Raw genomic sequence first — 25593 nt, 5'->3', positions numbered from 1 at the left:
GGCCGGTGCTTTGATGGAGATATGACCCTGTTCGTCGGCACGTCGGGGTGGCAGTACAAGGACTGGCGGGGCGTCCTGTACCCGGCTGACGTGCCCGTGCGGCGGTGGCTGGAGGAGTACGCGGAGCACTTCGCGACGGTCGAGATCAACAACGCCTTCTACCGGCTGCCGACGCGGGAGAACTTCGAGGCCTGGCGGGCCCGGGTGCCGGACGACTTCGTGATCGCGGTCAAGGCCAGCCGCTACCTCACCCACATCAAGCGGCTGCGGGACCCCGAGGAGCCGGTGGACCGCCTGATGACCCATGCGGCGGGCCTGGGCGCCCGGCTGGGCCCGGTCCTGTTGCAACTGCCACCGACGCTGCAGGCCGACCCCGACCTGCTGGACACGTGCCTGGCCTGCTTCCCCCGGTCCACCCGGATCGCCGTCGAACCCCGGCACGACTCCTGGTGGACGCCTGAGGTCCGCAAGGTCCTGGAGTCCCGGGGCGCCGCCCTGTGCTGGGCCGACGTACGGGCCCGCCCGGTGACCCCGCTGTGGCGGACCGCCGACTGGGGGTACGTCCGCTTCCACGAGGGCCGTGCGCAGGCGTGGCCGCGCTATGGCAGGCAGTCGCTGAAGACGTGGGCCGAGCGGGCCGCGGGGGCGTGGTCCGAGGGCGAGGACGTGTACGCGTACTTCAACAACGACCCGTATGGGGCGGCGGTGGAGGATGCGAGGGCGTTCGGGCGGGTGGCGGCGGCGAAGGGGCTGGAGGTCACGCGTACGCCATGACGACCGTGCCGCCCGACGACAACCGCACCGCCTTCCAACCGCTCCCTTCATCTCGCCGCCGACATTGATTCCGCCGCAACGACGCTCAGCCGCGACGGCGTACTCCGGCGGTGCCGAACCCGGCTCAGCCTCCGGACGCCGAACCCCTACTTCCCGAACGCCGCCCGCAGGGCGTCCCGCACGGCACCAAGCGCCGCGTCCTCGTCCAGCCCCAGACGTCGGACACGCTCGGCGTAAGCCTGCGCGGCCGACGCCAGCTCCCGCTCCGCCGCCGAGCCTGCGGCAGCCACGAACGTGCCGTTGCGCCCCCGCGTCTCGATCACCCCGTCCGTCTCCAGCGCGCGGTACGCCTTGGCGACCGTGTTCGCGGCCAGCCCCAGCGACTCGGCCAGCCCCCGCACGGTCGGCAGCCGGTACCCCACGGGCAGCACCCCCGATCGCGCCTGTTCGGAGATCTGCGCCCGCACCTGCTCGTAGGGCGCGGCACTGTCGTCGATGTGGATCTTCAAGGTCACGCAGTGATTGTCCCGTACCCGCCGGAAAATGAGAGGAGCCCGCGCGCGCCACCACGTAGCGTGCGCACACATGACTGTGCTTGTGCGCGATCTGCGCCCCGAAGTCCCCGCCGACGCCGAGGGCTTCGTCCTTGTCCGGCAGCTTGCCGTGCCCTTCATGGTGACCACCCCGCGGTCCGCGGTGCACGCCCTCACCCACGCCCATCCGGACGCCGGTTTCCGCCAGCTCCTCGCCGAGCAGGGTGGTGAGATCATCGGCACGGCCCAGGTCGGTGTCGCCCACGACAGCCCGACGCCGGGCCTGGGCTTCGCCAACGTGTACGTGCATCCCGGGCGGACGGGACGCGGCGCCGGTTCCCTGCTGGTCCGCACCGCCGAGGAGTACCTGGCCACCCGGGGTGTGACCAAGGTCTTCACCTGGGTCCTGGACGAGCCGCACAACCACGCCTTCGCCGAGCGTCGCGGCTACGAGGCGAGGCGCTCCGCGCACTTCCTCCGCCTGGACCTGGCGAAGGGCGAGCTGCCCCCGCTCCAGTCCCCGCCCGCGGGCGTCGAGCTGCGCACGGCCGCCGACTACGCGGACGATCCGCGCCCGATGTTCGAGCTGGACGCGGAGGTGACGTCCGACGAACCGAGCGACGTCGGCGCCGAGTTCACGGACTACGAGGCGTGGCTCGAGGAGACCTGGATGCACCCGCTGCTCAACCGCGAGCTGACGACCGTCGCGGTCGTCGACGGCCGCCCCGCCGCCTTCAGCGTGGCCCACACCGACGACGCCGGCCGCTACGGCACCGCCATGACCGGCACCGCCCGCGCCTTCCGCGGCCGGGGCCTGGCCAAGCTCGCCAAGAACGACTCCCTGCACCGCGCCCGCGCCGCCGGGTTCACGGAGGCGTTCACGGGCAACGACACCGGCAACGAGCCGATGCTCGCGATCAACAATTGGTTCGGCTACGAGATCTGCGCGACGGAGGTCCGCTGTGTCCACGAACTCACCTGACACGGCACGTCACCTGGACGTGGTCCTGGTCAAGGCGGGCCGCACGAAGATCCGTTACGGGAGCACGCTGGTGAGCGACGACGGCACCCGTGTCGCCGTCCGCGCCCCCTGGGCCGGCGCCGGCGTACGCGACTTCGGCTTCGTGCGCTTCGAGCCGGGCGACGTCTTCACGGAGTACTACTGGCGTGACCGCTGGTACGCCGTGAAGGAGGTCCGCGACGGCACGGGCGCCCTCAAGGGCTGGTACTGCGACATCACCCGCCCGGCCACGGTCTCCGCCGGCGAGCTGGTCGTCGAGGACCTCGACCTCGACCTGTGGCGCTCCGCCGACGGCACGGACGTACGCCGCCTGGACGAGGACGAGTTCGCCGAGAGCGGCCTCGCGGAGACGGATCCGCAGGCCGCGGCGGCCTCCGTGGCGGCCCTCGACGAGCTGGAGTCGCTGGCCCGCGAGGACGGCTTCGAGGCGCTGCTGGCGTAACAGCCGGGCTCACGGCACGGCGGCCACCACGGCGTACCGCTCGTCGTCCACGTCCTTTCCCCACAACCGCGCGTCACCGGACAGCCGCTCCACGCGCACCGGCCCGGTGAGCGGGGCGAGGAGGGCGGCGAGCCGGTCCGCCGGTATGCCCACCGGTGTGACCGTCCCCCACACGCCCTCGACCAGGACGAGCCGCCCGCCGGGCCTGAGCAGCTCCCGCCAGTGCCGCAGGACCCGGCCCGGCTCGGGCAGCGCCCACAGCACATGCCGTACGAGGACCACGTCGAAGCGCTCCTCCCCGACCGGCGGCGCCGCCGCGTCACCGACGAGGAACGCCGCGTCACGTCCGACGAGCTTGGCGCGGGCGAGATCCACCATGGGCGGGGAGCTGTCCACGCCGGTCACTCGGTGTCCCTGTCCGGCGGCGAGCAGCGACAGGCTGCCGGTGCCGCAGCCGAGGTCGAGGACGTCCGAGGGGCGCTCGGGCAGCCAGCCGCGCAGGCGGTCCGCCCAGGCCCGGCGCGCCTCCGGGTCGCGCAGGCCATGGTCCGGTTCGTCGTCGAAGGTGGCGGCCGCCGCGTCCCAGTCGAGGCCGGTCCCGGTGCCGTCACCATGATCGTCGTTGGTCATGCACCCAGGGTGACACCCGCCACTGACAGTCGAATCGTGACAGCCGCCACTGACAGACCGACGCCGATGAGGAACTCTCGCCGAAAGGGTCTACCTCCGTGACAAACGCGGAACTCGGGTAGGCGCGAAGGAGGCAGCCATGCGCCGTGTGACCGTGCAGAAGCCCCTGAAGAAGACGGACGCCCGCCGGATCCGCGAGGAGGCCGACGAGCGCCCCGCGGGGCGCCCGGAAGTCCGAAAGGACATCGCGCGCACGTGGTGGCCGGACGGCTGAGCCGACCCGCCCCCAACAGCCCGTCCCTGACGGCGATGCCGTCCTACCTGATCTCAGTCTGAGCACTCCCTTAAGGCGGCCATAAAGATCGCCGCGGACCGCCTCCAGCAGGCGGTTTCGCGGTTTCTTGGATCCGGCACCCCATCAGCACCGGTTCCGAGGAGATCCCCCATGCCCGCACGCCGCAAGGCCGCCGCCGTCGCCGCCGTCGGCATCGCCCCGCTCGCCCTGACCGCCCTCGCCCCGGCGGCCGCGCACGGTTCGATGGGTGACCCCGTCAGCCGGGTCTCGCAGTGCTACGCGGAGGGTCCCGAGAGCCCCACGTCCGACGCATGCGAGGCGGCCGTCGCGGCGGGCGGCACGCAGGCGCTGTACGACTGGAACGGCGTCCGGATCGGTGACGCGGGCGGCCGGCACCAGGAGCTGATCCCGGACGGCAAGCTGTGCAGCGCGGACAACGAGGCGTTCAAGGGGCTCGACCTGGCCCGCGCCGACTGGCCGGCGACCAGCGTGAGCAGTGGGTCGTACACGTTCAGGTACCGGGTGACAGCCCCGCACAAGGGCACCTTCAAGGTGTACGTCACCAAGGACGGCTACGATCCCACCCAGCCGCTCGCCTGGGACGACCTGGACCTGGCGAACCCGGTGGCGACGGCCACCGACCCGGTCGCGTCGGGCGGCTTCTACACCTTCTCCGGCACCCTGCCCGAGCGCTCCGGCAAGCAGCTGCTCTACGCGGTCTGGCAGCGTTCGGACAGCCCGGAGGCGTTCTACTCCTGCTCGGACGTCACCTTCGGCGGCGATGCCGCCACCGTCGCCCCGAGCGCCTCGGCGCCCTCCGAGGAGCAGATCGAGGACGGTACCGACAAGTCGACGGTCGAGCACCACGGGCACGGCGACGACGACGCCGGTACGTCGGCGGAGCCGGCCGCGGCGCCCGAGGCCCCCGTCGCCAACCGGCCCAAGGCGGCCGGTGCCACCGGGAACCTCGCCGAGACCGGCGGCGACACCAGCACCCCGTACCTCGTGATGGGCGGCGCGGGCGTGCTGGCGCTCGGTGCGGCGATCCTGTTCGCGTCGCCCCGCCGGCGTGCGGTGAGCGGCGGCCGGCACGGTCGCTGAGACGGGCTTCGGGGCTTGTCCGGCGGCTCAGGCCGGACAGGCCCCGAGGACACGCACCGGCCTCAGCCGAACACCGAGGCGCAGGTGGTCGGGGTGGCGCGCGCCGGGTCGAGGGCGTTGGTCACCTCGTGGAAGGCGACCCTGGAGAGCAGCCCGATCGCCGCGTGCTCGGAGAGGTCCAGCGGGCACAGGTCCTGCAGGACGACGTTGTTGACGTTCGGTCCGCTGAGGAACTGGCTCCGGTACGGCGTGACCACCTCGTCGTACTTGGTGGCGAGGACCGTGTAGCGGACGCCGGGGACGGTGTCGCCGTCCGCGTTGAGCTTGGTGAGGAAGGCGGAGCCGGCGGCCTGGTCGGCGAGGGCGGGGATGTTGGCGGAGAGCAGGTCCCTGGCGCCGGGGAAGTAGTCCAGCAGCTGGGTGAGGCCGCCCAGGGTGGTGCCGTGGTTGCTGGGCGCGATCCCTACGAGGGCGTTCACCTTGGCGGCTCCGCCGAGGAACTTGAGGTAGTAGCGGGGCATCATGCCGCCCTGTGAGTGGCCGACGAGGTCGGTCTCGGCGGCGCCGGTCGAGCCGAGCACCTTGTCGACGAAGGCGGACAGCTGCTCGGCCGACTTGTCGACAGGCCCGAGGCCATGGAAGAAGGACACGCCCGGCAGCTGGCCGAAGTCGAAGGAGTAGACGCAGTAGCCGCGGTTCTTCAGGTACGGCGCGAGGGCCAGCCAGTTGTCGACGGAGTTGGCGAAGGTGCCGTGCACGAGGACGACGGGGCGGGGGTGGGCGGCGGACGGTTTGCAGGCGAAGTCGTTCCAGCCGCTGCTGGGTGCGTCGGCGGCGGCCTGGGCGGTGGTGGCGGCGGGGACGACGGCGACCACGGCGGTCAGCAGCAGCGCGGTCAGGGGTCTGAGCACTCGTTTCCAGGGCAGCATCGGGTGATCTCCTTGCGGCTCAAGGGAAGGACGATGGCCTTACGCCCTGTGATCCGGATCACGAGGATGCTGTTCACTCGTCAAGTTACGGACGGGTAGTTCACATGTGAAGTTACGCGTCAGTAAAAACTTCCAGTGATAACCGGCGGCGGGCGACAACTACTGATGAACCCTCACCAGGCAGGCCTGATGCGCCCATAGGGAGCGATGCGCACCAACCGATCGCACAACGCCCGCACTTCCCGCTCGCCGAGCACATCGACCCAGCCCTGCACAGCCTCCGCCGCCGCCTCCTCGGCCGCCCGCGTACAGGCCCACCCCCGCTCGGTCAGCACAACCAGCCGCGCCCGCGCATCACCGGGATGCGGCCGCCGCTCGACGAACCCCTTCCGCACGAGCTCGTCGACGAGCTGGCTGGCAGCCTGCTTGGTCACCCCGAGATGGGTCGCGAGGTCGGTGACCGTGGCACCGTCCGGAGCAAGCCGGGCGAACGCGAAGCCGTACGCCGGGCGCGCCTCGAAACCGCGGGCGACGACACCGTCGTTGATGCGCTGCGTGAGATCGCCCGCGGCGGCGAGCAGGGCGGCGGTCAGGGCCAGGGCCTCGGAGTTCTGCACCCGGGCATTGAAACACCCTTGACGAATTGGTCAAGCAGCTTGACCATAAGCCATATAGTCAAGCTACTTGACCAATCCTCACCTCGTCATCCGGAGGCGCAGCCATGCCCGTAGTCCGCCCGTCCGAAGCCGTGGTCCACGAGATGCACGGCGCCCGCTTCGTCTCGTACGCCACTCCCCGCACCGGCAGTAAGGAACTCTGCGCCTGGCGCGGCGAGATCCCGCCCGGCACAAAGGCCCCCGCGCACTCCGTCAGCCGGGAGGAGATCCTGCATCTGCTCGACGGTGAACTGCTGGTCACCCTCGATGACCGCACGACCCGCGTCACCACCGGCGACACTCTGATCATCAACCCCGGCGCCACCCTCGCCGTCGAGAACCCGACCGACCGGACCGCGGTCACCTGGGTCACGACCTCCGTCGGCCTGGAGGCGGAGCTGGCCGACGGGACGCGTATCGCTCCCCCGTGGACCCACTGACGTCTACGCGGCCAGCGACCCCGGCATCACCGCGTGCGGCCCGAACTTCGCTCGCGCGCGGTCCGCGACCTCCTCGATGCGGCGGGCCTTCTCGTCGAGCGGGTCGAAGGTGAGCTGGTGGGAGGCCTGTTCGGCGGGGTCGAGGCCCTCGGCGCGCAGGACCAGCGCGCGGACGCGGGCGCGTTGCAGGCCGAGGGCCTCGTACATGCCGTACGCCGCTTTGGTCAGTGCCACCGAGTGGGCGGTCGGTTCCCCGAGGGTGCGGGTGCGGGTCGTCGAGATGGAGGTCCCCCCGCTCGAGCCTGTTCGAGAGTGGGGGAGGTCGGCGTAGCGGACGGTGAGGGTCAGGGTGCGGCAGACCTTGTCGAGGGCGCGCAGCCGGGCGCCCAGTTCCTCGGCGGCCGAGAGCAGGGCGCGGCGGTGCCGGTCGGGGTCCAGTTCGTCGCGGGTGAAGGGGCGTTCGGTGACCAGCGAGCGTGACACCGCGTTCGGGACCACCCGGCCGCGGTCGACGCCGTTCGCCTTCTCGTGCAGCTCGCGGCCGGTCTTCGCGCCGACCAGCCGCTGGAGCGTGGACAGGGGGGCGGCGGCGACCCGGCCGAGCGTGTCGAGGCCGTACTCGCACAGGGTGCGGGCGGTCGCGGTACCGACGCCGGGCAGCGCGGTGACGGGCCGGTCGGCGAGGAACTCCCCGACGGCGTCCTCGGGCACCGCGCAGGTCACCCCGGGCCGGGCGTCCCCCAGTGCCACGCGGGCCAGCATCGGTCCCGGACCGGCGCCGATCGCGCAGTCGACGCCGTACAGGGCGAGGGAGCGGACCCGGATCACCGACGCCAGCGCCACGGCGTCGCGCCCGAAGTACCGCTCGGCGCCGTGCAGGTCGGCCAGCGCCCCGTCCGGCGGCAGCGCCTCGACGACCGGCGTGAACTCCTCCAGCAACCCGAGCAGCCCCGGCAGGGCCGCCTCGTGCATCGGCGGCAGCTGAAAACGTACGCAGAGGATGGTCATCCCGCACTCCCCGGACTCTGATGCCACAACTTCCTTGTCTTCGCGGGCTCTTCGCCCGCCGGGCGCAGATCGGCCCACGGATGCATTTCGTATCCGGTGGGCATCTGGATTCGCCGTCCCCGGGTCGGATCTCCGCCTGCCTCCGGCAGCGGCTCCGCGAGCCTGGCCGCCACCACGTCCAGCCCGCCCTCGGCGCGCAGTTCGACCAGCTCGGCGAGGTTCCAGGCGGCGGCGCCCACCACGCTGAGGCTGCGCGGGCCGCGCCGCTGCACGACCCCGCGCACCAGCAGCAGCCAGGAGTGGAAGACGGTGTGGGCGCAGGCGTCGTGGGAGTCGTCGAAGAAGGCGAGGTCGACCAGGCCCGTGCCGTCGTCCAGCGTCGAGAAGATGACCCGCTTCCCGGACCGGATCGGCGGCGTCTGGGTGGCCGCCTTGGCACCCGCGACCAGCACCGTCTCCCCGTGCCGGGCGTCCCGCAGCCGCCGCGCCGACACGACGCCCAGCTCGTCGAGGAAGGCCCGGTGGTCGTCCATCAGATTGCGCGAGGCGTCCATGGACAGCACCCCGAGCTCGGCACTGAGCCGCTCGGCGGAGGACAGGTCCGGCAGCCCGGCCGGAGCCGTCTTCCGCCCGCCGTCCAGCGGCAGTTGGCCACCGCCCGCGCCCCTCGCCCCCCGGTGCAGCTCGGTCAAGTGCAGTTGCAGATCACGACGGTTGGCACCGAAGGCGTCCAACGCGCCCACTTGCGCGAGCCGTTGGGCCAGCGGTCGGCTCGGGCGGGCCCGTTCCCAGAAGTCGAGCAGCGAGGCGTACGGCTGTCCGTCCGCGATCCGCGCCGCCTCGGCCTCGCTGATGCCGTGCACGTCGGAGAGGGCGAGTCGCAGCCCCCAAACCCTTTGAGAATCCCCAGATTCAGACACCAGTTCGATACGGTGTGCGACGCCCGACTTGTTCACGTCCAACGGCAGGATCGGCACCCCCCGCCGCCGCGCGTCCGCCAGCAGCAGCCGCTTCGGATACATCCCGGGGTCGTGCGTGAGCAGCCCGGCGTAGAAGGCGGCCGGATGATGGGCCTTCAGCCACGCCGACTGGTACGTCGGTACGGCGAAGGCGACGGCGTGCGCCTTGCAGAAGCCGTACGACCCGAAGGCCTCGACGATCTCCCAGGTCCGCCGGATCGTCTCGGCCTCATACCCCTTCGCCGCCGCGTGCTGCGCGAACCACACCCGGATCCGCCCCTGCGACTCCGGGTCGGACAGCCCGCGCCGCACCCGGTCCGCCTCGTCACGTCCGCAGCCGGTCATGATGTGCACGATGTCGATGATCTGCTCGTGGAAGACGACGACCCCGTACGTCTCCTTCAGCGGCCCCTCCAGATCGGGATGCGGATAGCGGACCGGCGCCCGCCCGTGCCGCGCCGCGATGAACGGCCGCACCATGTCGGCGGCGACCGGCCCTGGCCGGAAGAGCGAGATGTCGACGACCAGGTCGTGGAAGGTGGCCGGCTGGAGCCGCCCGACCAGGTCCCGCTGACCCGGCGACTCGATCTGGAAGCAGCCCAACGTCTCGGTGGAACGGATGAGTTGATACGTCGCCGGGTCGCCGGGCGGCACGGCGTCCAGGTCGACCCGCTCCCCCGTCGCCCGCTCCATCTCCGCGACCGCGTGCGCCATCGCCGACTGCATCCGCACGCCGAGCACGTCGAGCTTGAGCAGCCCGAGGTCCTCGACGTCGTCCTTGTCGAACTGCGACATGGGGAAGCCCTCGCCGCTGGTCGGCATCACCGGCGTACGGGAGAGAAGGGAGGCGTCGGAGAGGAGGACGCCACAGGGGTGCATGGCGACTCCGCGCGGGAGGGCGTCGAGGGCCTCGGTCAGCTCCCAGAGCCTGCCGTACTTCTCTTTCTCCCCTGCCAGTTGCCTGAGCTCGGGCAGCTCATCCAACGCCGCACGGGCATCCCGCGCCCGGATGTGCGGGAACGACTTGGCGATGCGGTCGATGTCGGCCGGGTCCATGGACAGGGCCGCGCCCACGTCCCGGATCGCGTGCCGCACCCGGTACGTCTCCGGCATCGCGACCGTCGCGACCCGCTCGGTGCCGAACCGGCCGATGATCGCCCGGTAGACCTCCAGCCGGCGCGCGGACTCCACGTCGATGTCGATGTCGGGCAGCACCAGCCGGCGCTTGGACAGGAAGCGTTCCATCAGCAGCCCGTGCTCGACCGGGTCGGCGTGCGCGATGCCGAGGAGGTGGTTGACGAGTGACCCCGCCCCGGAGCCTCGGGCGGCGACCCGGATGCCCATCTTCCTTACGTCGTCCACAACTTGAGCGACCGTCAGGAAGTAGGAGGCGAAGCCGTGGTGGGCGATGATGTCCAGTTCCCGGTGCATCCGCTCCCAGTACGCGCGCTTCTCGGAGTAACCGCGCAGCACCATCCCCGCCGCCGCCCGTGAGGCGAGCGTCCGCTGGGCGGTGCGGCGGCCCGCGCCGACGAGGTGCGGTTCGGGGAAGTGGACGGTGCCGATGCCGAGGTCGTCCTCGGGGTCGACCAGGCACTCGGCGGCGGTGGCCTGCGTCTGCTCCAGCAGCCGGTGTGCGGTGTCGCGCCGGTAGCCCGCGGCCTCGACGATCCGCTCGGCGGTGTGCAGCATGGCGCCGGCGTCCTTGAGCCAGGCCTCGCCGGAGTCCAGCCCCTTCGTCGGGTCGACGGGGACCAGACGGCGGGCGGCGTCCAGGACGTCGGCGACCGGGCCCTGGCCGGGGTCGGCGTACCGGACGGCGTTGCTGAGTACGGGACGTACGCGCTGCTCGGCGGCGAAGCCGACGGTGCGGGCGGCCAGGCGCAGGGAGCCGGGGCCGGTGCCCTTGCGGCCGTGCCAGACGGTCTCCAGGCGCAGGGCGTCGCCGTAGACCTCCCGCCAAGGGGCGAGGAGCTTGGCCGCGCGGTCGGGGCGGCCCGCAGCGAGAGCGCGGCCGACGTCGGAGTCGGGGCCGAGCAGGACGGTCAGGCCGGCGCCCCGGTTGTCGTTCCAGGGCAGCAGGGGCGGGCTCTCGCCGGCCGCCTGCGCTGCCGTAACGATTCTGCAGAGGTCGGCCCAGCCGTGGGCGCCGTCCCGGGCGAGGAAGGTGACGCGAGGTGTCGACTCATCGATGAAGATGCCACCCCGCACGGGAGCGCGGCGCTTCTCCCGCCGTACGGGCTCGAGTTCCGCCACCGCCAGCTCCACCCCGAACAGCGGCCGCACGCCCGCCTTGGCGCAGGCCTTGGTGAAGCGGACCGCGCCCGCGAGGGTGTCCCGGTCGGTGAGGGCGAGGGCGTCCAGGCCCCGTTCGGAGGCGCGCTCGGCCAGCCGTTCCGGGTGCGAGGCGCCGTAGCGCAGGGAGAACCCGGAGACGGTGTGCAGATGCGTGAAACCCGGCACACGCACCTCCCGCGCTTGCGAGCCCCAGCAGGCTCTCGAACATCTGTTCCCAATTATCCCACCCCCACCATAGACCAATTTTCGAACACATGCGCGACATCCGTTCGACCCTGTCCCACCTGCGCAAACGCCCCGCGGGCCACGCTGCCGGTGATCGGTGTGACCGCCCTCCGGACGCCGACCAGCTCGAGTGCGGGCCGGTCCTGGGCGCGCTGCCGGGCAGCTTCGCCGCCCTCTGGGGCCTCGGCGCCCTGACCGTCTCCGCGGTCGGCGCGGGCACGCTCCTGAGCGGCTCGCTCGATCGCCCGCCGACGCGTGAGTGAGCCGGGCCTCCGGCGTGGGGCCCGGCTCACCGGCGTACCTCTGACGTACGCCTGGCTCAACCGCCGTAGTACGCCTTCCGCATCAACCCCTGCATCTCGTCGATCATCGGCATCCGCGGGTTGGCCGGCGCGCACTGGTCGGCGTAGGCGTTGAGCGCCTGCTGCGGGACGGCCCTGATGAAGGCCTCCTCGTCGACTCCCGCTTCCTGGAAGGAAGCCGGGATCCCGCACCGCTCGCGCAGGTCCTCGACCGCCCGGGCGTACGACTCCACACCCTCCTCCGGGGTCGCGGCCGGCAGGCCCAGCATGCGGGCGATGTCCTGGTAGCGCTCGGGGGCGCGGTAGGTCTCGGCCTTCGGCCACGGGGTCGCCTTGTGGGTGACCGTGCCGTTGTGGCGGATGACGTGCGGGAGGAGGAGCGCGTTGGTGCGGCCGTGGGCGACCTGGAAGGTGTTGCCCAGGGTGTGCGCCATGGCGTGGACCAGGCCGAGGAAGGAGTTGGCGAAGGCCATGCCCGCGATGGTCGACGCGTTGTGCATCCGCTCCCGCGCGTGGGGCGCCTTGGCGCCGACCTTCACGCAGTCCTCCAGGTTCTCGAAGATCAGCCGGATCGCCTGCAGGCACTGCCCGTCGGTGAAGTCGCTGGCGTACACGGACACATACGCCTCGGTCGCGTGCGTCAGCGCGTCGAAGCCGGAGTCGGCGGTCACCGTCGGCGGGAGGTTCATCGCGAGCACCGGGTCGACGATCGCCACGTCCGGGGTGAGGGCGTAGTCGGCGAGCGGATACTTCTGGGCGGCCTCGGGGTCGGAGATGACCGCGAAGGGGGTGACCTCCGAGCCGGTGCCGGAGGTGGTCGGAATGGCGACGAGCTGCGCCTTCTGCCCCAGCCGAGGGAATTTGTAGGCCCTCTTCCTGATGTCGAAGAACTTCTCCTTGGTGTCCGCGAACTCGACCTCGGGCCTCTCGTACATCAGCCACATGATCTTCGCCGCGTCCATCGGCGAACCGCCGCCGAGCGCGATGATCGTGTCCGGCTCGAAGTCCCGCATCGCGGCGGCGCCCGCCCGTACGGTGGCCAGCTCCGGGTTGGGCTCGACGTTGTCGATGAACTGCAGGGTGACCGGCTCCTCGCGGGAGTCGAGGATCTCGGTGACCTTGCGGACGAAGCCGAGCTGCTCCATCGTGCGGTCGGTGACGAGGGTGACGCGGTGCACGTCCGGCATCGACTTCAGATAGCGGAGGGCGTTGCGCTCGAAGTAGATCTTCGGCGGGACCTTGTACCACTGCATGTTGTTGTTGCGCCGCCCGATCCGCTTGATGTTGAGCAGGTTGACCGCGGAGATGTTGTCGGACACCGAGTTGTGGCCGTACGACCCGCAGCCCAGGGTCAGCGACGGCAGGAAGGCGTTGTAGACGCTGCCGATCCCGCCGAGGCTGGAGGGCGCGTTGACGATGACCCGGATCGCCTTGACCCGCTTGCCGAACTCCTCGGCCAGTTCCTCGCTCTCGGTGTGGATCGCGGCGGAGTGCCCGAGCCCGTCGAACTCGACCATCTGGGCGGACAGTTCGATGCCGTGCCGGGTCGAGGACGCCCTGAGCGCCGCGAGCACCGGCGACAGCTTCTCCCGGGTCAGCGGCTCCCGCTCGCCGACCTCCGCGCATTCGGCGACGAGGACGGAGGTGTCGTCGGGCACGGTGAACCCGGCCTGCTCGGCGATCCACGCCGCGGTCTTCCCGACGACAGCCGAATTCAGTTTGGCCTGCGCGCAGTTGGCGCCGTGCGCGCCGACGCCGAAGAGGAACTCCTCGAGCTTGGCCTTCTCTGCCGCGGTGACGACATGGGCGTTGAGCCGCTTCAGCTCGGCGATCCCGGCCTCGTACACCTCCGTGTCCAGGATGACGGCCTGCTCGGAGGCGCAGATCATGCCGTTGTCGAAGGCCTTGGAGAGAACGACGTCATGGATCGCGCGCCCCAGGTCGGCGTCGGCCGCGACATAGGCGGGTACGTTCCCGGCGCCGACGCCGAGGGCGGGCTTTCCGCAGGAGTAGGCGGCACGGACCATGCTGTTGCCGCCGGTGGCGAGGATGGTGGAGACGTCCTCGTGGTGCATCAGCAACCGGGTGGCCTCCATCGAGGGCTCCTCGATCCACTGCACACACCCCTCCGGCGCCCCGGCCTCGATCGCGGCGTCCCGTACGATCCGGGCGGCCTCGGCGGAGCAGCGCTGGGCGTTGGGGTGGAAGGCGAAGACGATCGGATTGCGGGTCTTGAGGGCGATCAGCGCCTTGAACACCGTCGTCGAGGTCGGATTGGTCACCGGCGTCATCGCACAGACGACACCGACCGGTTCGGCGATCTCGGTGACACCGTTGAGCTCGTCACGGTGAACGACCCCGACGGTCCGCAGGCCACGCATCGAGTGGGTCACGTGCTCGCAGGCGAAGATGTTCTTGACGGCCTTGTCCTCGAAGAGCCCGCGCCCGGTCTCCTCCACCGCCATCCGCGCCAGTTCCCCGTGTGCGGCGAGGGCGGCGAGCGAGGCCTTCTTGACGATGTGATCGACCTGCTCCTGGTCATACGCCTCGAACCGCCGAAGCGCAGCCACGGCACCTTCCACCAGCACGTCCACCTGGTCCCCGACCTGCATGGCAGCCCCTCTTCCGTCACGACCTCCGCCTACGTCCCCATTCGAACGCCAAGACGGACCCGCCGGGGCATGAGAAGGGCCCTACCTACGGGAAGAAGGTCCCGCTGGGGGGCGGGGCCGAAGGTCCCGGGGACGGGTGGGGAGGGGTGAGCGAGCGTGGAGGGCGGAACGGCCCACAGGGGGACGGACACAGGCGCACGACCGGCCGCACGGCTGGGTGGGCACCGGCGGCACAGGATGGCGTCCCGCGATGTGGTGCGGCGGTGCGGAGTCCACGACTGCACGGACCGATCAGGCGACGCAGCCGACCACGAAACCCGCACGGGTGGCTGCGGGTGAGAAAACGAAAGTCCCGCCCCTCGCACGCGGGGCGGGACTTCACACGGTTACCGGCGGCGTCAGCCGATCTCGGTCCCCGTCGCCGACAGCGCCTCCGTCACCGGCTGGAAGAAGGTCTCCCCACCGGAGGTGCAGTCACCGCTGCCACCGGACGTGAGTCCGATCGCGTCGCTGCCCGAGAACAGCGCCCCGCCACTGTCACCGGGCTCGGCGCAGACGTCGGTCTGGATCAGGCCGTTGACGATGTCACCGCTGCCGTAGTTCACGGTGGCGTCAAGACCGGTGACCGTACCGTCGTGCACCTGCGTCGTCGAACCGCTGCGGGTGACCTCCATGCCGACGGTCGCCTCCGCCGCACCCGAGATCGCCTGCGCGGACCCGTTGTAGAGGTTGACCTCGCTCGGGTGGTCGACCTCGGCCGTGTACTTGACCAGGCCGTAGTCGTTGTCCGGGAAGCTGGACACCTCGTTGGTGCCGATCTCCGTGCCGCTGGAGTCGGACCAGGTGGAGATGGACTCGGTGCAGTGTCCGGCGGTCAGGAAGAACGGCTCGCCGCCCTTGACCACGTTGAAGCCGAGCGAGCAGCGCCCGCCACCGCCGGTGATCGCGTCGCCGCCCGCGATGAAGGGCTTGAACTCCCCCTTCGTCGTCTTGAGTTCGACCACCGTGCCGAGCCCGTCGACGACGTCGGTCAGCTTGGCCATCTCGGCCTTCGAGACCGTGCGGTCGGCGGTGACGACGACCTTGTTGGTCGTCGGGTCCGTCACCCAGGAGGTGCCGGGAATGGTCGCGTCCTGCTTGAGCGTCGTACGGGCGCTCTTGATCTCGGCGAGGGAGTTCGCGACGACCCTCGCCTTGGCGCCGGCCGCCTCGACGGTCTCGGCCGCGCCCTCGTCGAGGACGTTCACCACGAGGTTCCTGGCCGTGGCGTCGTAGTAGGTGCCCGCGGCGTCGGCGCCGAGGTCCTTGGCGAGCGTCGAGGCGAGCTTTCCGGCCGCCGCGACCGACAGGGTCTCGGGCGCGGAGGTCTGCACGGGCTCACTGGCGTTCGCAGTCTGGAAGGTGACTCCCGCGGCGACCAGTGCGGCGATGCCCGCACCTGCCACGGCTGCACGCCGCTTGGGTATGCGTCGGTGCTTCAACTCACGTCCTCCTGTGGGGGGTCGGCCCGGGAGGTTGTGGGGACCTCGCGAGCCGGAAGGCGTACGGCGCGGGGGACGGCATACAACAAAAGCCGCGTCAGCGCCGGTTGAACAACGCTCACTATTCCGAGGCCTGCAGGGGGCACACAAGGTCGACTTCCGGACGCGCGTAGAACGCGGTTGCGCGCCCCCCTAGTTTTGACCGTGCACAGTCACACCAGGCATCTTCGCACTGCAAACACTACGGGCGAGTAACTCATCACCATGGAGTGCGGTCTACGCCTGTCCTGAATTCGCCCCTTGCGCATCCGGCCCCGAGTCTGCTTCAGCGGGCGGAAGTTGCTCCGACGCCGGTTGCCCCCTCACCGCCCGCGGCCCCGCGGACGGTGCCTGCGCCCCCTTCTCCAGGAACCGCAGCAGCTCCACCGGAATCGGCAGTACCAGCGTGGAGTTCTTCTCGGCCGCCACCGCCATCACCGTCTGCAGCAGCCGCAACTGGAGCGCGGAAGGCGTCTCGGCCATCTCCTGTGCGGCCTCGGCCAGCTTCTTCGAGGCCTGGAGCTCGGCGTCGGCGTTGATGATCCGGGCCCGCCGCTCCCGGTCCGCCTCGGCCTGCCGGGCCATCGACCGCTTCATCGTCTCGGGCAGGGACACGTCCTTGATCTCGACCCGGTCGATCTGCACACCCCAGCCGATCGCCGGGCTGTCGATCATCAACTCCAGGCCCTGGTTGAGCTTTTCGCGGTTGGACAGCAGATCGTCCAGATCGCTCTTGCCGATGATGGACCGCAGCGAGGTCTGCGCCATCTGCGAGACCGCGAAGCGGTAGTCCTCGACCTGCACGAGCGCGTCGGACGCGTCGACCACCTTGAAGTAGACGACGGCGTCGACCCGCACCGTGACGTTGTCCCGGGTGATGCCCTCCTGGGCCGGCACCGGCATCGTCACGATCTGCATGTTGACTTTGTGCAGCCGGTCCACGGCCGGGACGATCAGGGTGAACCCGGGCCCGCGCACCTGGGACCGGAGCTTGCCGAGCCGGAACACCACGCCTCGCTCGTACTGTTTGACGACCCGGGCCGCCGCCATCACGTACACCGTTCCGACGGACGCGAGAGTCACTCCCGCCGCCACCAGTTCCTCGACCATCACGGCCCCCAGGGTCCGACGTGGGCGCATCAGGTGCGTCAGGTGCTTGTACGTTCCTGGCGTCCTTCGACGGTAACCCCGGGTCCGTACAAGGGCGAGCCCCCGCACGCCGGTTGCGTGCGGGGGCTCACCTGCTGCTGCCGGCTGCAGGTCAGGTCATGCGGGTGCCGATGACGCGTCCCGGGTCTAGTAGACGCTGACGCCGTAGGCGCTGAGGGCCTCCGTGACCGGCTGGAAGAAGGTCGTACCGCCGGAGGAGCAGTTGCCGCTGCCGCCGGAGGTCAGACCGTACGCGGTGCCGTTGCTGCCGTAGAGCGAGCCACCGGAGTCGCCGGGCTCGGCGCACACGGTGGTCTGGATCAGACCACCGACGATGTCGCCGCCGCCGTAGTTGACGGTCGCGTTCAGGGCGGTGACCCGGCCGCTGTGCGTACCGGTGGTGGAGCCGTCGCGGATGACGGTGGTGCCCACGCTCGGCGTGGCCGCCCGGGTGATGTCCACGCCGTTCGCGGTGCCGGGCCTGCTGACGGAACCGCTGTAGCGCACGATGCCGTAGTCGTTGCCCGGGAAGCTCGAGCCGGCGGTCGAGCCGATGACCGAGGTACGGCCCGAGTTGGAGTACCAGGTGCCCGCGCCGTCGGTGCAGTGACCGGCGGTCAGGAAGTACTGGTTGCCGCTGCTGTCCTGCACGTTGAAGCCGAGGGAGCAGCGCCAGCTGCTCGCATAGATGGCGTCGCCGCCCTGGATGAACTTGCTGAACTTGCCGTTGGTCCGCTTGATCGTGAGGGCGTCGGCGTTGGCGCCCGCCTGCTCCTTGATCTGCGCGATCTCGGCCTTGGAGACCGTGCTGTCGACGGTGACGACAAGGCGGTTGGTCTTGCTGTCGACGGCCCACGCGGTGCCCGGGACGTCTGCCTGCAGCACAGCGCCGCCGGCGCTCTTGAGCTCGGCTGCGCTGAAGGTGGTGGGGGTGTCGGATGCGTTCGCGCTGGGGATCGCGATCGCGGCCGCGGCCACGAGGCCGGTGGAAACGGCGATCAGCCGGGTCCGTCTCGTGATACCGCTGCGGGGGGTGGTGCGCTTGATCCTCACTTTTCGTTCCTCCACATGGGAAGTCGGGGGCCCTCGTGGGGTTTCGGGCCCGTGAGGCGCAGCCAGGGAGCCGGTTGGTTCGGATTCCGAACTCGCCGTGCCCCTGACAAGCGCTGTGGGGGAGTATTCGGCCGTACGACCGCTGCGCGCAAGGGCGCCTTTCGGCCGTCAACCGTTGAACGATCTTAACGAGTCCTGAACCATCTATGCGGGTCCACCACCGAGTTCGCCGTCAGCGCAGGTCGCGTTCCCCCGCGGCGACGGCGACCCCCGGGGTGTTCCCCGGTGGCGGGAAAGGACAGATGAAGTGGCCGGCGAAAGCCCGGCGAACCGTCGGCCTGCACCGACACCAGTAGGGCGTGGCCTCGACGCCGCGGGGTCGAAGTCGCGTACGCCGCACTCCCCTTCGCGTACCAGCACCACCAGCCGGCGCGCTCCCCGCACCCCACCGGGCCCGGCGTACCGGCCCGGGATCGGCCGGGAGTCGCACCTCGGCGCCGAAGGACCGCCCGTCCCGCGGTGAGCTCGTCCGCCTCGGCCGCTGTCAGCACCACCGCGTCGCCGTCGGCCAACCAGATCCCAGGGGATGTCCGGAAGTCGACCGTCCGGATTGTCCGTCGCGCTGCTCGTGCCACTGCTTCCAGGCATGGGATGCGTCCGTCGCATCCGTCGTCATACGGTCACCCGGCGACCCCGGCGGTCAGCAGTCGCAGCTGCAGTCGCAGCCGTCCTCGCCGCAGCAGCTGCAGCAATTCCCGCAGCAGTCGCAGCAACTGCAACAGTCACCGCACCCGCTGCAGTCACACTGACCGCACAGCCCCTCCTTGCGCTCCCGGCTCCACGGGTCCTCGTACGCTCCGCAGCACATCTGACACGTACACGCGAGGCCCGCCCAGACGAGACACCCGGCGAGCGGCCCGCGTGGGTCGCGGCGGGGCGGTTGGGGCGGCAGTGGGGCGCCGGGGCCGCCGGGCGGCGCGTAGGGACCGGCCAGTTCGGGCCGGTGGGCGCAGGAGGCGGTGCCGAAGGCGCGGTCGACGGAGGCGTGCAGTTCGTGCACGAGCAGCCGGTGCGCCAGCTTGCTGTCCGTGAAGTCCGCTTCGCGCAGCGCGAGCCGAATCCCGTGCACGGCGTCGTCGGCGAGCCGCCTGGCCTCGACGAGCGGGGTCCCGGTGGCGGTGAGGGGATTCCATGCGCCCGACGCGGCGTCAGCTTCCTTGTCCTCCACGGCGTCCAGGAGGTGCGCCAGCCGTCCGAAGAGGCGCCCGGCCTCGGCGAGCGGTACGGCGTTGCCCGGCCGTCCGGCCAGGATCGCGGTGTGCGCGAAGGCGGCGCCGGTCGCGGTCTCGGTCGGTTCGGTGACCGCGAGGATCGGCGTACCGGGCCCGGCGAGCGCCTCGACGCCGGCCTGCCGGTCCACGGCGTCGACCAGGACGGCGGTGTCGAACCCGACGGCGGATCCGGTACGGACACCGGCGGCGTCCCAGCTCGCGGCGACCCGGCGGGCGGCGAACGCGACCGGCCTGCGGGCCAGCAACCCGTCCCCGTCGGCGACATGGTCACGCACCTTGGCGGAGGCGAGCACCAGCGAGACGGCGGCCGCGAGCCGCGCGCCCTCACCCTGGGCGACGGAAGCGGACCGCATCCCACGCAACGGACACGGCCCCGCCGTACGCCGTCCCCCACCGCCCCGCTCTGCCTGAGCCTCCGTCAAAACGGATATGAGCAGCCCGTCATAGTTGGTCACGACCCGCGCGAACTGCCCGTGATCCCCGCGCAACGCGAGACACAGCCCACACAAATGCGCCATCCACTGACTCGCGAGGCTCTCCCCGAGCCGATGCCGGCAGGGCCTGACGATTCCGAACACGACACTCCCCCGTACTTCGTACAACACTGAGCTGCCGCATCGTATCGACTGACCGCGTTCACCCGGACGCTCCGCAACTCACCCATACGCCGCGAAGAATCATATTTCACTCACAGTCAGCAGCCGTATGTGTCAAGGCCCTTGGGAATCCAGGGCTCTCGACGGATTCGCTGTGCACCAGTACCGTCACAAACCCCCCGCGCGGCGTCTATCCACTTGGCGCGCCATCCGCATCATGGATGACCATAGGGATGCGGAAAGCAAGAAAGACCGCTGTGAGAGGAGGCGTCCATGGGATCGGTGCGCAAGGCGAGTGCCTGGCTGGGCCTCGTTGACGACAACGATGACGAGCGTTACTACGACGACGACGGATACTCCGAAGGGACCGAGCCCGGGGAAGCCTGGGTGACCGACCCGCGGGTCAAGGTGGCGTCCGACGTCGCCGAGGAGAAGGGCCGCCGGATCGGCACGGTCACCCCGGACAGCTTCCGGGACGCCCGCGCCATCGGCGAGCTGTTCCGCGAGGGCGTTCCGGTCATCATGAACCTCACGGCCATGGAGGCCGCCGACGCCAAGCGCGTCGTCGACTTCGCGGCCGGGCTCATCTTCGGGCTGCGCGGCTCCATCGAGCGCGTGTCCACCCGGGTGTTCCTGCTGACCCCCGCCAACACCGAAATCATCAACGGAGACCCGGCCGCGCACCGCACGGACGGTTTCTTCAACCAGAGCTGAGGCAGGGCCGCTCACCGGCCCTGCCCCCACGCAGGGTTCACCGGAAGCGGATCTACCGGAAGGCGTCGAGTCCGGTGAGCGCCTTGCCCAGCACGAGCTGGTGCATCTCGACCGTGCCCTCGTAAGTGAGGACCGATTCAAGGTTGGTCGCGTGCCGCATGACGGGGTATTCGAGTGAGATCCCGTTGGCACCGAGGATGGTCCGCGCCGTACGACAGATCTCGATCGCCTCTCGTACGTTGTTGAGCTTGCCGAAGCTGACCTGCTCGGGACGCAGGCGGCCGGCATCCATGCGCCGCCCGAGGTGATGGGCGAGCAGAATCCCCTTGTGCAGTTCGAGAGCCATGTCGGCGAGCTTGGCCTGGGTGAGCTGGAATCCTCCGATGGGCCGCCCGAACTGCTCCCGCGTCTTCGCGTATTCGACAGCGGCCTCGAAACAGGAACGCGCCGCGCCCATGGCCCCCCAGACGATGCCGTAGCGGGCGTGGGAGAGACAGCTGAGCGGGCCCTTGAGGCCGACGACCTCGGGCAGCACGGCATCGGCGGGCAGCCGTACGTCGTCGAGGACGAGTTCGCTGGTGACGGAGGCGCGCAGGGACCACTTGTGCTTGATCTCCGGGGCGGAGAACCCGGGAACGTCGGTCGGCACGACGAACCCGCGAATCCCGTCGTCGCTCTGCGCCCAGACGACTGCGACACCGGCGACAGACCCATTCGTGATCCACATCTTGCGCCCGTTGAGCACCCAGTCGGAGCCGTCGCGCTTGGCGTACGTCCGCATGGAGCCGGGATCGGACCCGTGGTCGGGCTCCGTGAGCCCGAAGCACCCGATGACGTCGCCGGAGGCCATCCGCGGCAGCCACCCCCGCTTCTGCTCCTCGGAGCCGAACCGCCAGATGGCATACATGGCAAGAGACCCCTGTACGGACACCAGGGACCGGATCCCGGAGTCGGCGGCCTCCAGCTCGAGACAGGCCAGCCCGTACTGCACGGCACTGGCCCCCGCACACCCGTACCCACTGAGCGACATCCCGAGGGCCCCGATTCCTCCGAGCTGGCGGGCCAGCCCACGGATCCCCGGCAGCTCACCGGCCTCGTACCACTCGGCGACACAGGGCAACACCCGGTCCGCGGCCCAGCTCCGCACGGTGTCCCTGACGGCCAGGTCCTCCGCGTCGAGCAGGTCGTCGATCCCCAGCGGATCAGCGGGATCGAACGGAGGCAACTTCGAGGACGCGGACATGGACGGACCACCCTCCGGCGACGGAAAACTAGCACTGCTAGTTACGACTCTGGCCTGACGCTACGACGCAGTGTCCCGCACGTCCAGCCCGGGTCGTCGTGTCTCGCAGCACCCGCACGGCACAACAGCCCGCAGCCGCCAACGGCGGACCACCCCCACGGGCGACGCCCACTCTTCTGTCGACTGTCACGGGTGGTGCGTGGAGAGCTTGGCGTCAGGCTGAGACGCGGGACTCCGCGACTTTCCTCGGGGCGGGCAACTCCACCTCCGGCGACTCGCACTGCATGACCCTCGGCAACCGCAACGCCATCACCGCTCCCAGCAGCAACAACCCCGCACTCACCAGCAACGTCACATGCAGCCCGTGCACGAAACACTCCCGAGCGGTCCGCCGCAGGGCAAGACCGGCCGCCCCCCCGAGCCTCCCGGCCACCTCATATGCCTCGCCCAGCGAATGCCCCGCGGACGCAGACGCCGACGCAGGCACCCCCGGCACAGACGCCACCCCAGGCGCATACGCCGCGTTCATCACACTCCCGAGCAGCGCGATCCCGATCCCCGCGCCCAGCTGATACGACGTCTCCCCGATCGCCGCCGCCCCGCCCGCCTGCTCCGGCGGCGCCTCGCTCAGCATCGACTCGTACGCCCCGAACAGCGTCGTCTCCAGCCCGAACCCGAGCAGCACGAACCCGACCAGCAGCAGCCCGGGATTGTCCGCCCCGCCCATCGCCGTCAGCGTCACCACCGCCGCCGCGGTCAGACAGAACCCGCCGCACACCATCCGCCGCGGCCCGAACCGCCGCAGCATCCGCGCCCCCGCGAGCCCCGACGCCATCGCCGCGATCGTCAGCGGCAGCAACCGCAGCCCCGTCTCCAGCGGCGACAACCCCAGCACCAGCTGCAGATACTGCGCCGCGATCAACTCAAGACCCACCAGCGCCAGCATCGCCAGCACGATGCACCCCACGGCCGTGCTGAACGCCGGCCGCGCGAACATCCGCAGGTCCACCAGCGGATGCGTACGGCGCCGCTGCCGGCGTACGAACAACACCAGCAGCACCGCGCCCACCACCAGCGGCAGCACGGTGAACACACTGCCCGCCGACTCCCCGCCACCCAGCCGCTTCACGCCGAGCACGACCCCGAACAGCCCGGCCGCCGCCATCAGCGCACCGACCACGTCCCAGGGCCCGTCCCCCGCCCCCTTCGACTCCGGCAGCAACAGCCGGCCCACCGGCAGGCTGACCAGCATCAGCGGAATATTGACGAGGAAGACCGAGCCCCACCAGAAGTGCTCGAGCAGGAACCCGCCGAGCAGCGGCCCGACCGCCGCGCCCACCGCGGCGACCGCACTCCATATGCCGATCGCGAGCGCCCGCTCACGCCGGTCCGGAAAGACCTGCCGCAGGATCGACAGCGTCGCGGGCATGATCATCGCGCCGCCGACGCCGAGCAGCGCCCGCGCCAGGATCAGCACCTGGGCGTCATGGGCTAGGGCCGCCAGGCCGGAGGCGATGCCGAACAGGCCGTAGCCGAGGAGCAGGACGCGTCTGCGGCCGACCCGGTCGCCGAGCGTGCCGAAGAGGATCAGCAGCGAGGCGCAGACCAGCGGATAGACGTCGACGATCCAGAGCAGTTCTATGGCGCCGGGCCTGAGGTCCTCGGTCACGGCGGGCACCGCCACGTGCAGCACGGTCGCGTCCACGGCGACGAGCAGCAGGCTGACACAGAGGACGACCAGGACGACCCAGCGGTTGGCACCGGCCCCGGCCGCGCGACGGCGCAGCGCAGCAGCAGCCGTGGCCGTCCCGGACATGTACGTACCTCCCAGATGTTCTCTCGCGTCCGGCGGGCTCACGGGGTGGGGACTCCCCGAGACTCGGCCGGAGAGGAGCGGTGGTCTCCGGCCCGCGCAACGAAGGCGAGTAGCTCGTCAGCGTACGCGAGTTCGTGCCGGTGCCGAGTGGCGGACCTCTCAGACCGGGCGTCAACGCGTGTGGCGTACGCCACGTTCGTACGACGCGGAAGCGCGGCGCGGACGCACGGCGCACGTCAGCGACAGCGCGCCCCTCCTCCGCCGACTCGCGCCCACTTCATGATCAACTCCAGGTGGCCGGATGAGGACCCGGCGAATTCCACCCCAGGTTTCGGTGAACGAATTCATAAGTGGCATAAAATCGCCGACCGGAATGATCAAAGGAAAAAGAAGGACTACGACCAGGGATTGCGGATTCCTCGGAAATAAACCTCCCCCTGAGAGGAATCCCACATCACATCGTCATCACAAAGCCGCTGATTCGCCCGGGAACAGAGCTCACTCGCTGTAACGTCCATTGGGTGCGTACCGAACGAAACCTCACCCGTCTGGACCGGGTGTTCGCCAGGCTGGACCGGGAACCCGAACGACCGGCCCACATCGATGTGCCGCGGATGACCCGGCACAGGGTCGTGCTGTTCGCCGGAACCCTGGCCTTCTATGTGGCGATCGTGTGGGCCGTCGTCATCACCTCGTGGCTGGTCCGGCTGGACTGGCAGGTCATGTTCTTCCGCCCGTACCAGCAGTGGTCGAACGTCCACTGGTTCGTCGACTACTACGTGGTGCTCGGCCAGCGCGGTCCCACCGCGGTGATGGTCGCGGCCTGGCTGGGCTGGCGCTGCTGGCGGCAGCACACGCTGCGCCCGCTGCTCGCGCTCGGCGTCTCACTGCTGCTGCTGAACATCACGGTCGGCGCCGCCAAGCTCGGCATGGGCCGCCTCGGACCGCACTACGCGACCACCATCGGCGCCAACGAGATGGGGCTCGGCGGCGATATATTTCCCAGCGGCCACACCGCCAACGCCGTGGTGACCTGGGGAATCCTGGCGTATCTGGCCTCCACCCCGCGAGCGCGCCGCTGGCTGTCCGCCCTGTCCGCGGTGACCTCGCTCGGCGTCGGCCTGTCCACCGTCTACCTCGGTACTCACTGGCTGAGCGATGTGCTGCTGGGCTGGGCCGCGGGTCTGCTGATTCTGCTGGCGCTGCCCTGGTTCGAGCAGCTGATCGCCCGCGCCGAGAACGGCATCTTCGACCTGCGCGACGACTGGCGGGCCCGCGGCACCGTCACGGTGTCCGTCCCGCCGGCCCCCGTCGAGGCTCCCGTGCTGCTCAAGCCGCGTCCAGCGCCCGCGGACGAGGACGCGGCGGCGCGCGAGGCGGCCCGCTCGGCCAGGGCGCCCGTCTATCTGGCTCCGGGCCCGCACACGCCCCGTTCGGAGCGCACACCGGTCACTCCCGTCGGCAGCCGCCGCCCGCCGCACCCGGACCGCACCGCCCGCGGCACGACCCCGACGGCCCGCCCGCTGACCGGCGGCTGACCTTCCGGACAGCGGGGTTCGGTACGCACGGCCACCCCGTACGGCGCCCTTGTTCAGCCTTTCCAGGCCCGCGCCACCCGGCTCTCCTTCACCTCGAAGTTCAGCCGTCCCACGCGGTATTCCATGGTGATGATCGCCCCGGGCGGCAGCGAGCGCACCGTCGACCACCCTCGTTCACGGGCGAGCCGTTCGGCCCGGTCGGCGTCGAGACCGACGTACGCGTCCGGGCTGTCGTGGGGTTCGGCAGGGGGTTTCGGTATCGGTGCCATGCCGCCACGCTAGGCCCTACATCCCCCTCCGGTCACGCTTTTGTCACAGGATCACGACACGTGTTTCAGTCGAAGTGCGTCACACGTACGAGCGGTTTCGTACGCCTTCCGCAGGCATTTGAACGTAATTACCGCGTGTCGCGACAGCCGACGGAATAGCGCGGCGGAAAGTTCCCGG

23 protein-coding genes are annotated in these 25593 nt (G+C 70.5%); 9 read left to right on the top strand and 14 right to left on the bottom strand.

The window, feature by feature from the left end; translation table 11 throughout:
• The first annotated feature begins 21 nt into the window (after positions 1-21).
• Positions 22-774: a DUF72 domain-containing protein gene (locus tag AQJ91_RS36515; RefSeq protein WP_067030398.1), complete on the top strand. Its 753-nt coding sequence runs from the start codon at positions 22-24 to the stop codon at positions 772-774.
• A gap of 146 nt (positions 775-920) precedes the next feature.
• On the opposite strand, the gene AQJ91_RS36510 is transcribed toward AQJ91_RS36515, so the two are convergent.
• Positions 921-1289: a GntR family transcriptional regulator gene (locus AQJ91_RS36510; protein WP_067030395.1), complete on the bottom strand. Its 369-nt coding sequence runs from the start codon at positions 1287-1289 to the stop codon at positions 921-923.
• A 70-nt stretch (positions 1290-1359) separates the two neighbouring features.
• On the opposite strand from AQJ91_RS36510, the gene AQJ91_RS36505 reads away from it, so the two are divergent.
• Together AQJ91_RS36505 and AQJ91_RS36500 are read left to right on the top strand one after the other, a co-directional pair.
• Positions 1360-2289 (top strand): GNAT family N-acetyltransferase, encoded by a 930-nt coding sequence (locus AQJ91_RS36505; RefSeq protein ID WP_067030393.1) that lies wholly within the window; start codon positions 1360-1362, stop codon positions 2287-2289.
• Positions 2270-2770 (top strand): ribonuclease FAU-1 family protein, encoded by a 501-nt coding sequence (locus tag AQJ91_RS36500; RefSeq protein WP_067030390.1) that lies wholly within the window; start codon positions 2270-2272, stop codon positions 2768-2770. The genes AQJ91_RS36505 and AQJ91_RS36500 overlap by 20 nt, the downstream gene beginning before the upstream one ends.
• Positions 2771-2779: 9 nt before the next feature.
• On the opposite strand, the gene AQJ91_RS36495 is transcribed toward AQJ91_RS36500, so the two are convergent.
• Complete coding sequence (locus AQJ91_RS36495) at positions 2780-3400, bottom strand: class I SAM-dependent methyltransferase (protein ID WP_067030387.1); 621 nt, start codon at positions 3398-3400, stop codon at positions 2780-2782.
• A 139-nt stretch (positions 3401-3539) separates the two neighbouring features.
• Between AQJ91_RS36495 and AQJ91_RS57545 the strand changes: the two genes are divergently transcribed.
• The gene (locus AQJ91_RS57545) at positions 3540-3674 is read left to right on the top strand and encodes a hypothetical protein (RefSeq protein ID WP_107122630.1); all 135 of its coding nucleotides are present in this window, start codon (positions 3540-3542) and stop codon (positions 3672-3674) included.
• Between the two features lie 171 nt (positions 3675-3845).
• Entirely contained in the window at positions 3846-4796 is a 951-nt protein-coding gene (locus AQJ91_RS36490; RefSeq protein WP_067030385.1) for a lytic polysaccharide monooxygenase, read from the top strand.
• A gap of 62 nt (positions 4797-4858) precedes the next feature.
• Here AQJ91_RS36490 and AQJ91_RS36485 read toward each other — a convergent pair whose 3' ends face one another.
• Positions 4859-5725, bottom strand: coding sequence for an esterase/lipase family protein (locus tag AQJ91_RS36485; protein ID WP_067030382.1), 867 nt, complete (start codon positions 5723-5725; stop codon positions 4859-4861).
• A 173-nt stretch (positions 5726-5898) separates the two neighbouring features.
• Positions 5899-6342: a MarR family winged helix-turn-helix transcriptional regulator gene (locus AQJ91_RS36480; protein ID WP_067030380.1), complete on the bottom strand. Its 444-nt coding sequence runs from the start codon at positions 6340-6342 to the stop codon at positions 5899-5901.
• A gap of 104 nt (positions 6343-6446) precedes the next feature.
• On the opposite strand from AQJ91_RS36480, the gene AQJ91_RS36475 reads away from it, so the two are divergent.
• On the top strand, positions 6447-6821 hold the full coding sequence (locus tag AQJ91_RS36475) for a cupin domain-containing protein (RefSeq protein ID WP_067030377.1): 375 nt from the start codon (positions 6447-6449) through the stop codon (positions 6819-6821).
• 3 nt (positions 6822-6824) lie between these two features.
• On the opposite strand, the gene AQJ91_RS36470 is transcribed toward AQJ91_RS36475, so the two are convergent.
• Together AQJ91_RS36470 and AQJ91_RS36465 are read right to left on the bottom strand one after the other, a co-directional pair.
• On the bottom strand, positions 6825-7829 hold the full coding sequence (locus AQJ91_RS36470; RefSeq protein WP_067030375.1) for a DNA polymerase Y family protein: 1005 nt from the start codon (positions 7827-7829) through the stop codon (positions 6825-6827).
• Complete coding sequence (locus AQJ91_RS36465) at positions 7826-11251, bottom strand: DNA polymerase III subunit alpha (RefSeq protein WP_067030372.1); 3426 nt, start codon at positions 11249-11251, stop codon at positions 7826-7828. Before AQJ91_RS36465 ends, AQJ91_RS36470 begins: the two co-directional genes overlap by 4 nt.
• Before the next feature lie 89 nt (positions 11252-11340).
• Here AQJ91_RS36465 and AQJ91_RS36460 point away from each other — a divergent pair, with 89 nt between their 5' ends.
• Positions 11341-11574: a hypothetical protein gene (locus AQJ91_RS36460; protein ID WP_067030370.1), complete on the top strand. Its 234-nt coding sequence runs from the start codon at positions 11341-11343 to the stop codon at positions 11572-11574.
• Positions 11575-11630: 56 nt separating this feature from the next.
• Here AQJ91_RS36460 and adhE read toward each other — a convergent pair whose 3' ends face one another.
• From adhE to AQJ91_RS36435, 5 genes are all read right to left on the bottom strand, one after another.
• Positions 11631-14225 carry a bifunctional acetaldehyde-CoA/alcohol dehydrogenase gene (adhE, locus tag AQJ91_RS36455; RefSeq protein WP_067030367.1) on the bottom strand — a complete coding sequence of 865 codons (2595 nt, stop codon included), beginning with the start codon at positions 14223-14225 and terminating at the stop codon, positions 11631-11633.
• Between the two features lie 398 nt (positions 14226-14623).
• Positions 14624-15706: a S1 family peptidase gene (locus AQJ91_RS36450; RefSeq protein ID WP_067030365.1), complete on the bottom strand. Its 1083-nt coding sequence runs from the start codon at positions 15704-15706 to the stop codon at positions 14624-14626.
• 276 nt (positions 15707-15982) lie between these two features.
• Entirely contained in the window at positions 15983-16855 is an 873-nt protein-coding gene (locus AQJ91_RS36445; RefSeq protein WP_067030513.1) for a slipin family protein, read from the bottom strand.
• Positions 16856-17041: 186 nt separating this feature from the next.
• Complete coding sequence (locus AQJ91_RS36440) at positions 17042-17947, bottom strand: S1 family peptidase (protein WP_067030362.1); 906 nt, start codon at positions 17945-17947, stop codon at positions 17042-17044.
• A gap of 700 nt (positions 17948-18647) precedes the next feature.
• Entirely contained in the window at positions 18648-19817 is a 1170-nt protein-coding gene (locus AQJ91_RS36435; RefSeq protein WP_079085492.1) for a DUF5685 family protein, read from the bottom strand.
• 291 nt (positions 19818-20108) lie between these two features.
• Here AQJ91_RS36435 and AQJ91_RS36430 point away from each other — a divergent pair, with 291 nt between their 5' ends.
• Positions 20109-20549: a cell division protein SepF gene (locus AQJ91_RS36430; RefSeq protein ID WP_067030356.1), complete on the top strand. Its 441-nt coding sequence runs from the start codon at positions 20109-20111 to the stop codon at positions 20547-20549.
• Between the two features lie 52 nt (positions 20550-20601).
• On the opposite strand, the gene AQJ91_RS36425 is transcribed toward AQJ91_RS36430, so the two are convergent.
• The gene (locus AQJ91_RS36425) at positions 20602-21792 is read right to left on the bottom strand and encodes an acyl-CoA dehydrogenase family protein (protein WP_067030353.1); all 1191 of its coding nucleotides are present in this window, start codon (positions 21790-21792) and stop codon (positions 20602-20604) included.
• A gap of 214 nt (positions 21793-22006) precedes the next feature.
• Complete coding sequence (locus AQJ91_RS36420) at positions 22007-23608, bottom strand: MFS transporter (protein ID WP_067030349.1); 1602 nt, start codon at positions 23606-23608, stop codon at positions 22007-22009.
• Between the two features lie 521 nt (positions 23609-24129).
• Here AQJ91_RS36420 and AQJ91_RS36415 point away from each other — a divergent pair.
• Positions 24130-25146 carry a phosphatase PAP2 family protein gene (locus tag AQJ91_RS36415; protein WP_067030346.1) on the top strand — a complete coding sequence of 339 codons (1017 nt, stop codon included), beginning with the start codon at positions 24130-24132 and terminating at the stop codon, positions 25144-25146.
• Between the two features lie 53 nt (positions 25147-25199).
• Here the strand turns inward: AQJ91_RS36415 and AQJ91_RS36410 are convergent, their stop codons facing one another.
• The gene (locus AQJ91_RS36410; RefSeq protein WP_067030344.1) at positions 25200-25415 is read right to left on the bottom strand and encodes an I78 family peptidase inhibitor; all 216 of its coding nucleotides are present in this window, start codon (positions 25413-25415) and stop codon (positions 25200-25202) included.
• Positions 25416-25593 lie beyond the last annotated feature (178 nt).

This window comes from Streptomyces dysideae (genome assembly GCF_001514305.1).
Taxonomy (GTDB): domain Bacteria; phylum Actinomycetota; class Actinomycetes; order Streptomycetales; family Streptomycetaceae; genus Streptomyces; species Streptomyces dysideae.
This window is presented reverse-complemented; position numbering and strand designations above follow the sequence as displayed.

Bases quoted from the DNA above. Each gene is read 5' to 3' on its own strand.
- adhE (WP_067030367.1), bottom strand. From the start codon at position 14,225: ATGCAGGTCGGGGACCAGGTGGACGTGCTGGTGGAAGGTGCCGTGGCT.
- AQJ91_RS36460 (WP_067030370.1), top strand. From the start codon at position 11,341: ATGCGCGACATCCGTTCGACCCTGTCCCACCTGCGCAAACGCCCCGCG.
- AQJ91_RS36470 (WP_067030375.1), bottom strand. From the start codon at position 7,829: ATGACCATCCTCTGCGTACGTTTTCAGCTGCCGCCGATGCACGAGGCG.
- AQJ91_RS57545 (WP_107122630.1), top strand. From the start codon at position 3,540: ATGCGCCGTGTGACCGTGCAGAAGCCCCTGAAGAAGACGGACGCCCGC.
- AQJ91_RS36420 (WP_067030349.1), bottom strand. From the start codon at position 23,608: ATGTCCGGGACGGCCACGGCTGCTGCTGCGCTGCGCCGTCGCGCGGCC.
- AQJ91_RS36430 (WP_067030356.1), top strand. From the start codon at position 20,109: ATGGGATCGGTGCGCAAGGCGAGTGCCTGGCTGGGCCTCGTTGACGAC.
- AQJ91_RS36515 (WP_067030398.1), top strand. From the start codon at position 22: ATGACCCTGTTCGTCGGCACGTCGGGGTGGCAGTACAAGGACTGGCGG.
- AQJ91_RS36475 (WP_067030377.1), top strand. From the start codon at position 6,447: ATGCCCGTAGTCCGCCCGTCCGAAGCCGTGGTCCACGAGATGCACGGC.
- AQJ91_RS36485 (WP_067030382.1), bottom strand. From the start codon at position 5,725: ATGCTGCCCTGGAAACGAGTGCTCAGACCCCTGACCGCGCTGCTGCTG.
- AQJ91_RS36410 (WP_067030344.1), bottom strand. From the start codon at position 25,415: ATGGCACCGATACCGAAACCCCCTGCCGAACCCCACGACAGCCCGGAC.
- AQJ91_RS36425 (WP_067030353.1), bottom strand. From the start codon at position 21,792: ATGTCCGCGTCCTCGAAGTTGCCTCCGTTCGATCCCGCTGATCCGCTG.
- AQJ91_RS36505 (WP_067030393.1), top strand. From the start codon at position 1,360: ATGACTGTGCTTGTGCGCGATCTGCGCCCCGAAGTCCCCGCCGACGCC.
- AQJ91_RS36495 (WP_067030387.1), bottom strand. From the start codon at position 3,400: ATGACCAACGACGATCATGGTGACGGCACCGGGACCGGCCTCGACTGG.
- AQJ91_RS36490 (WP_067030385.1), top strand. From the start codon at position 3,846: ATGCCCGCACGCCGCAAGGCCGCCGCCGTCGCCGCCGTCGGCATCGCC.
- AQJ91_RS36445 (WP_067030513.1), bottom strand. From the start codon at position 16,855: ATGGTCGAGGAACTGGTGGCGGCGGGAGTGACTCTCGCGTCCGTCGGA.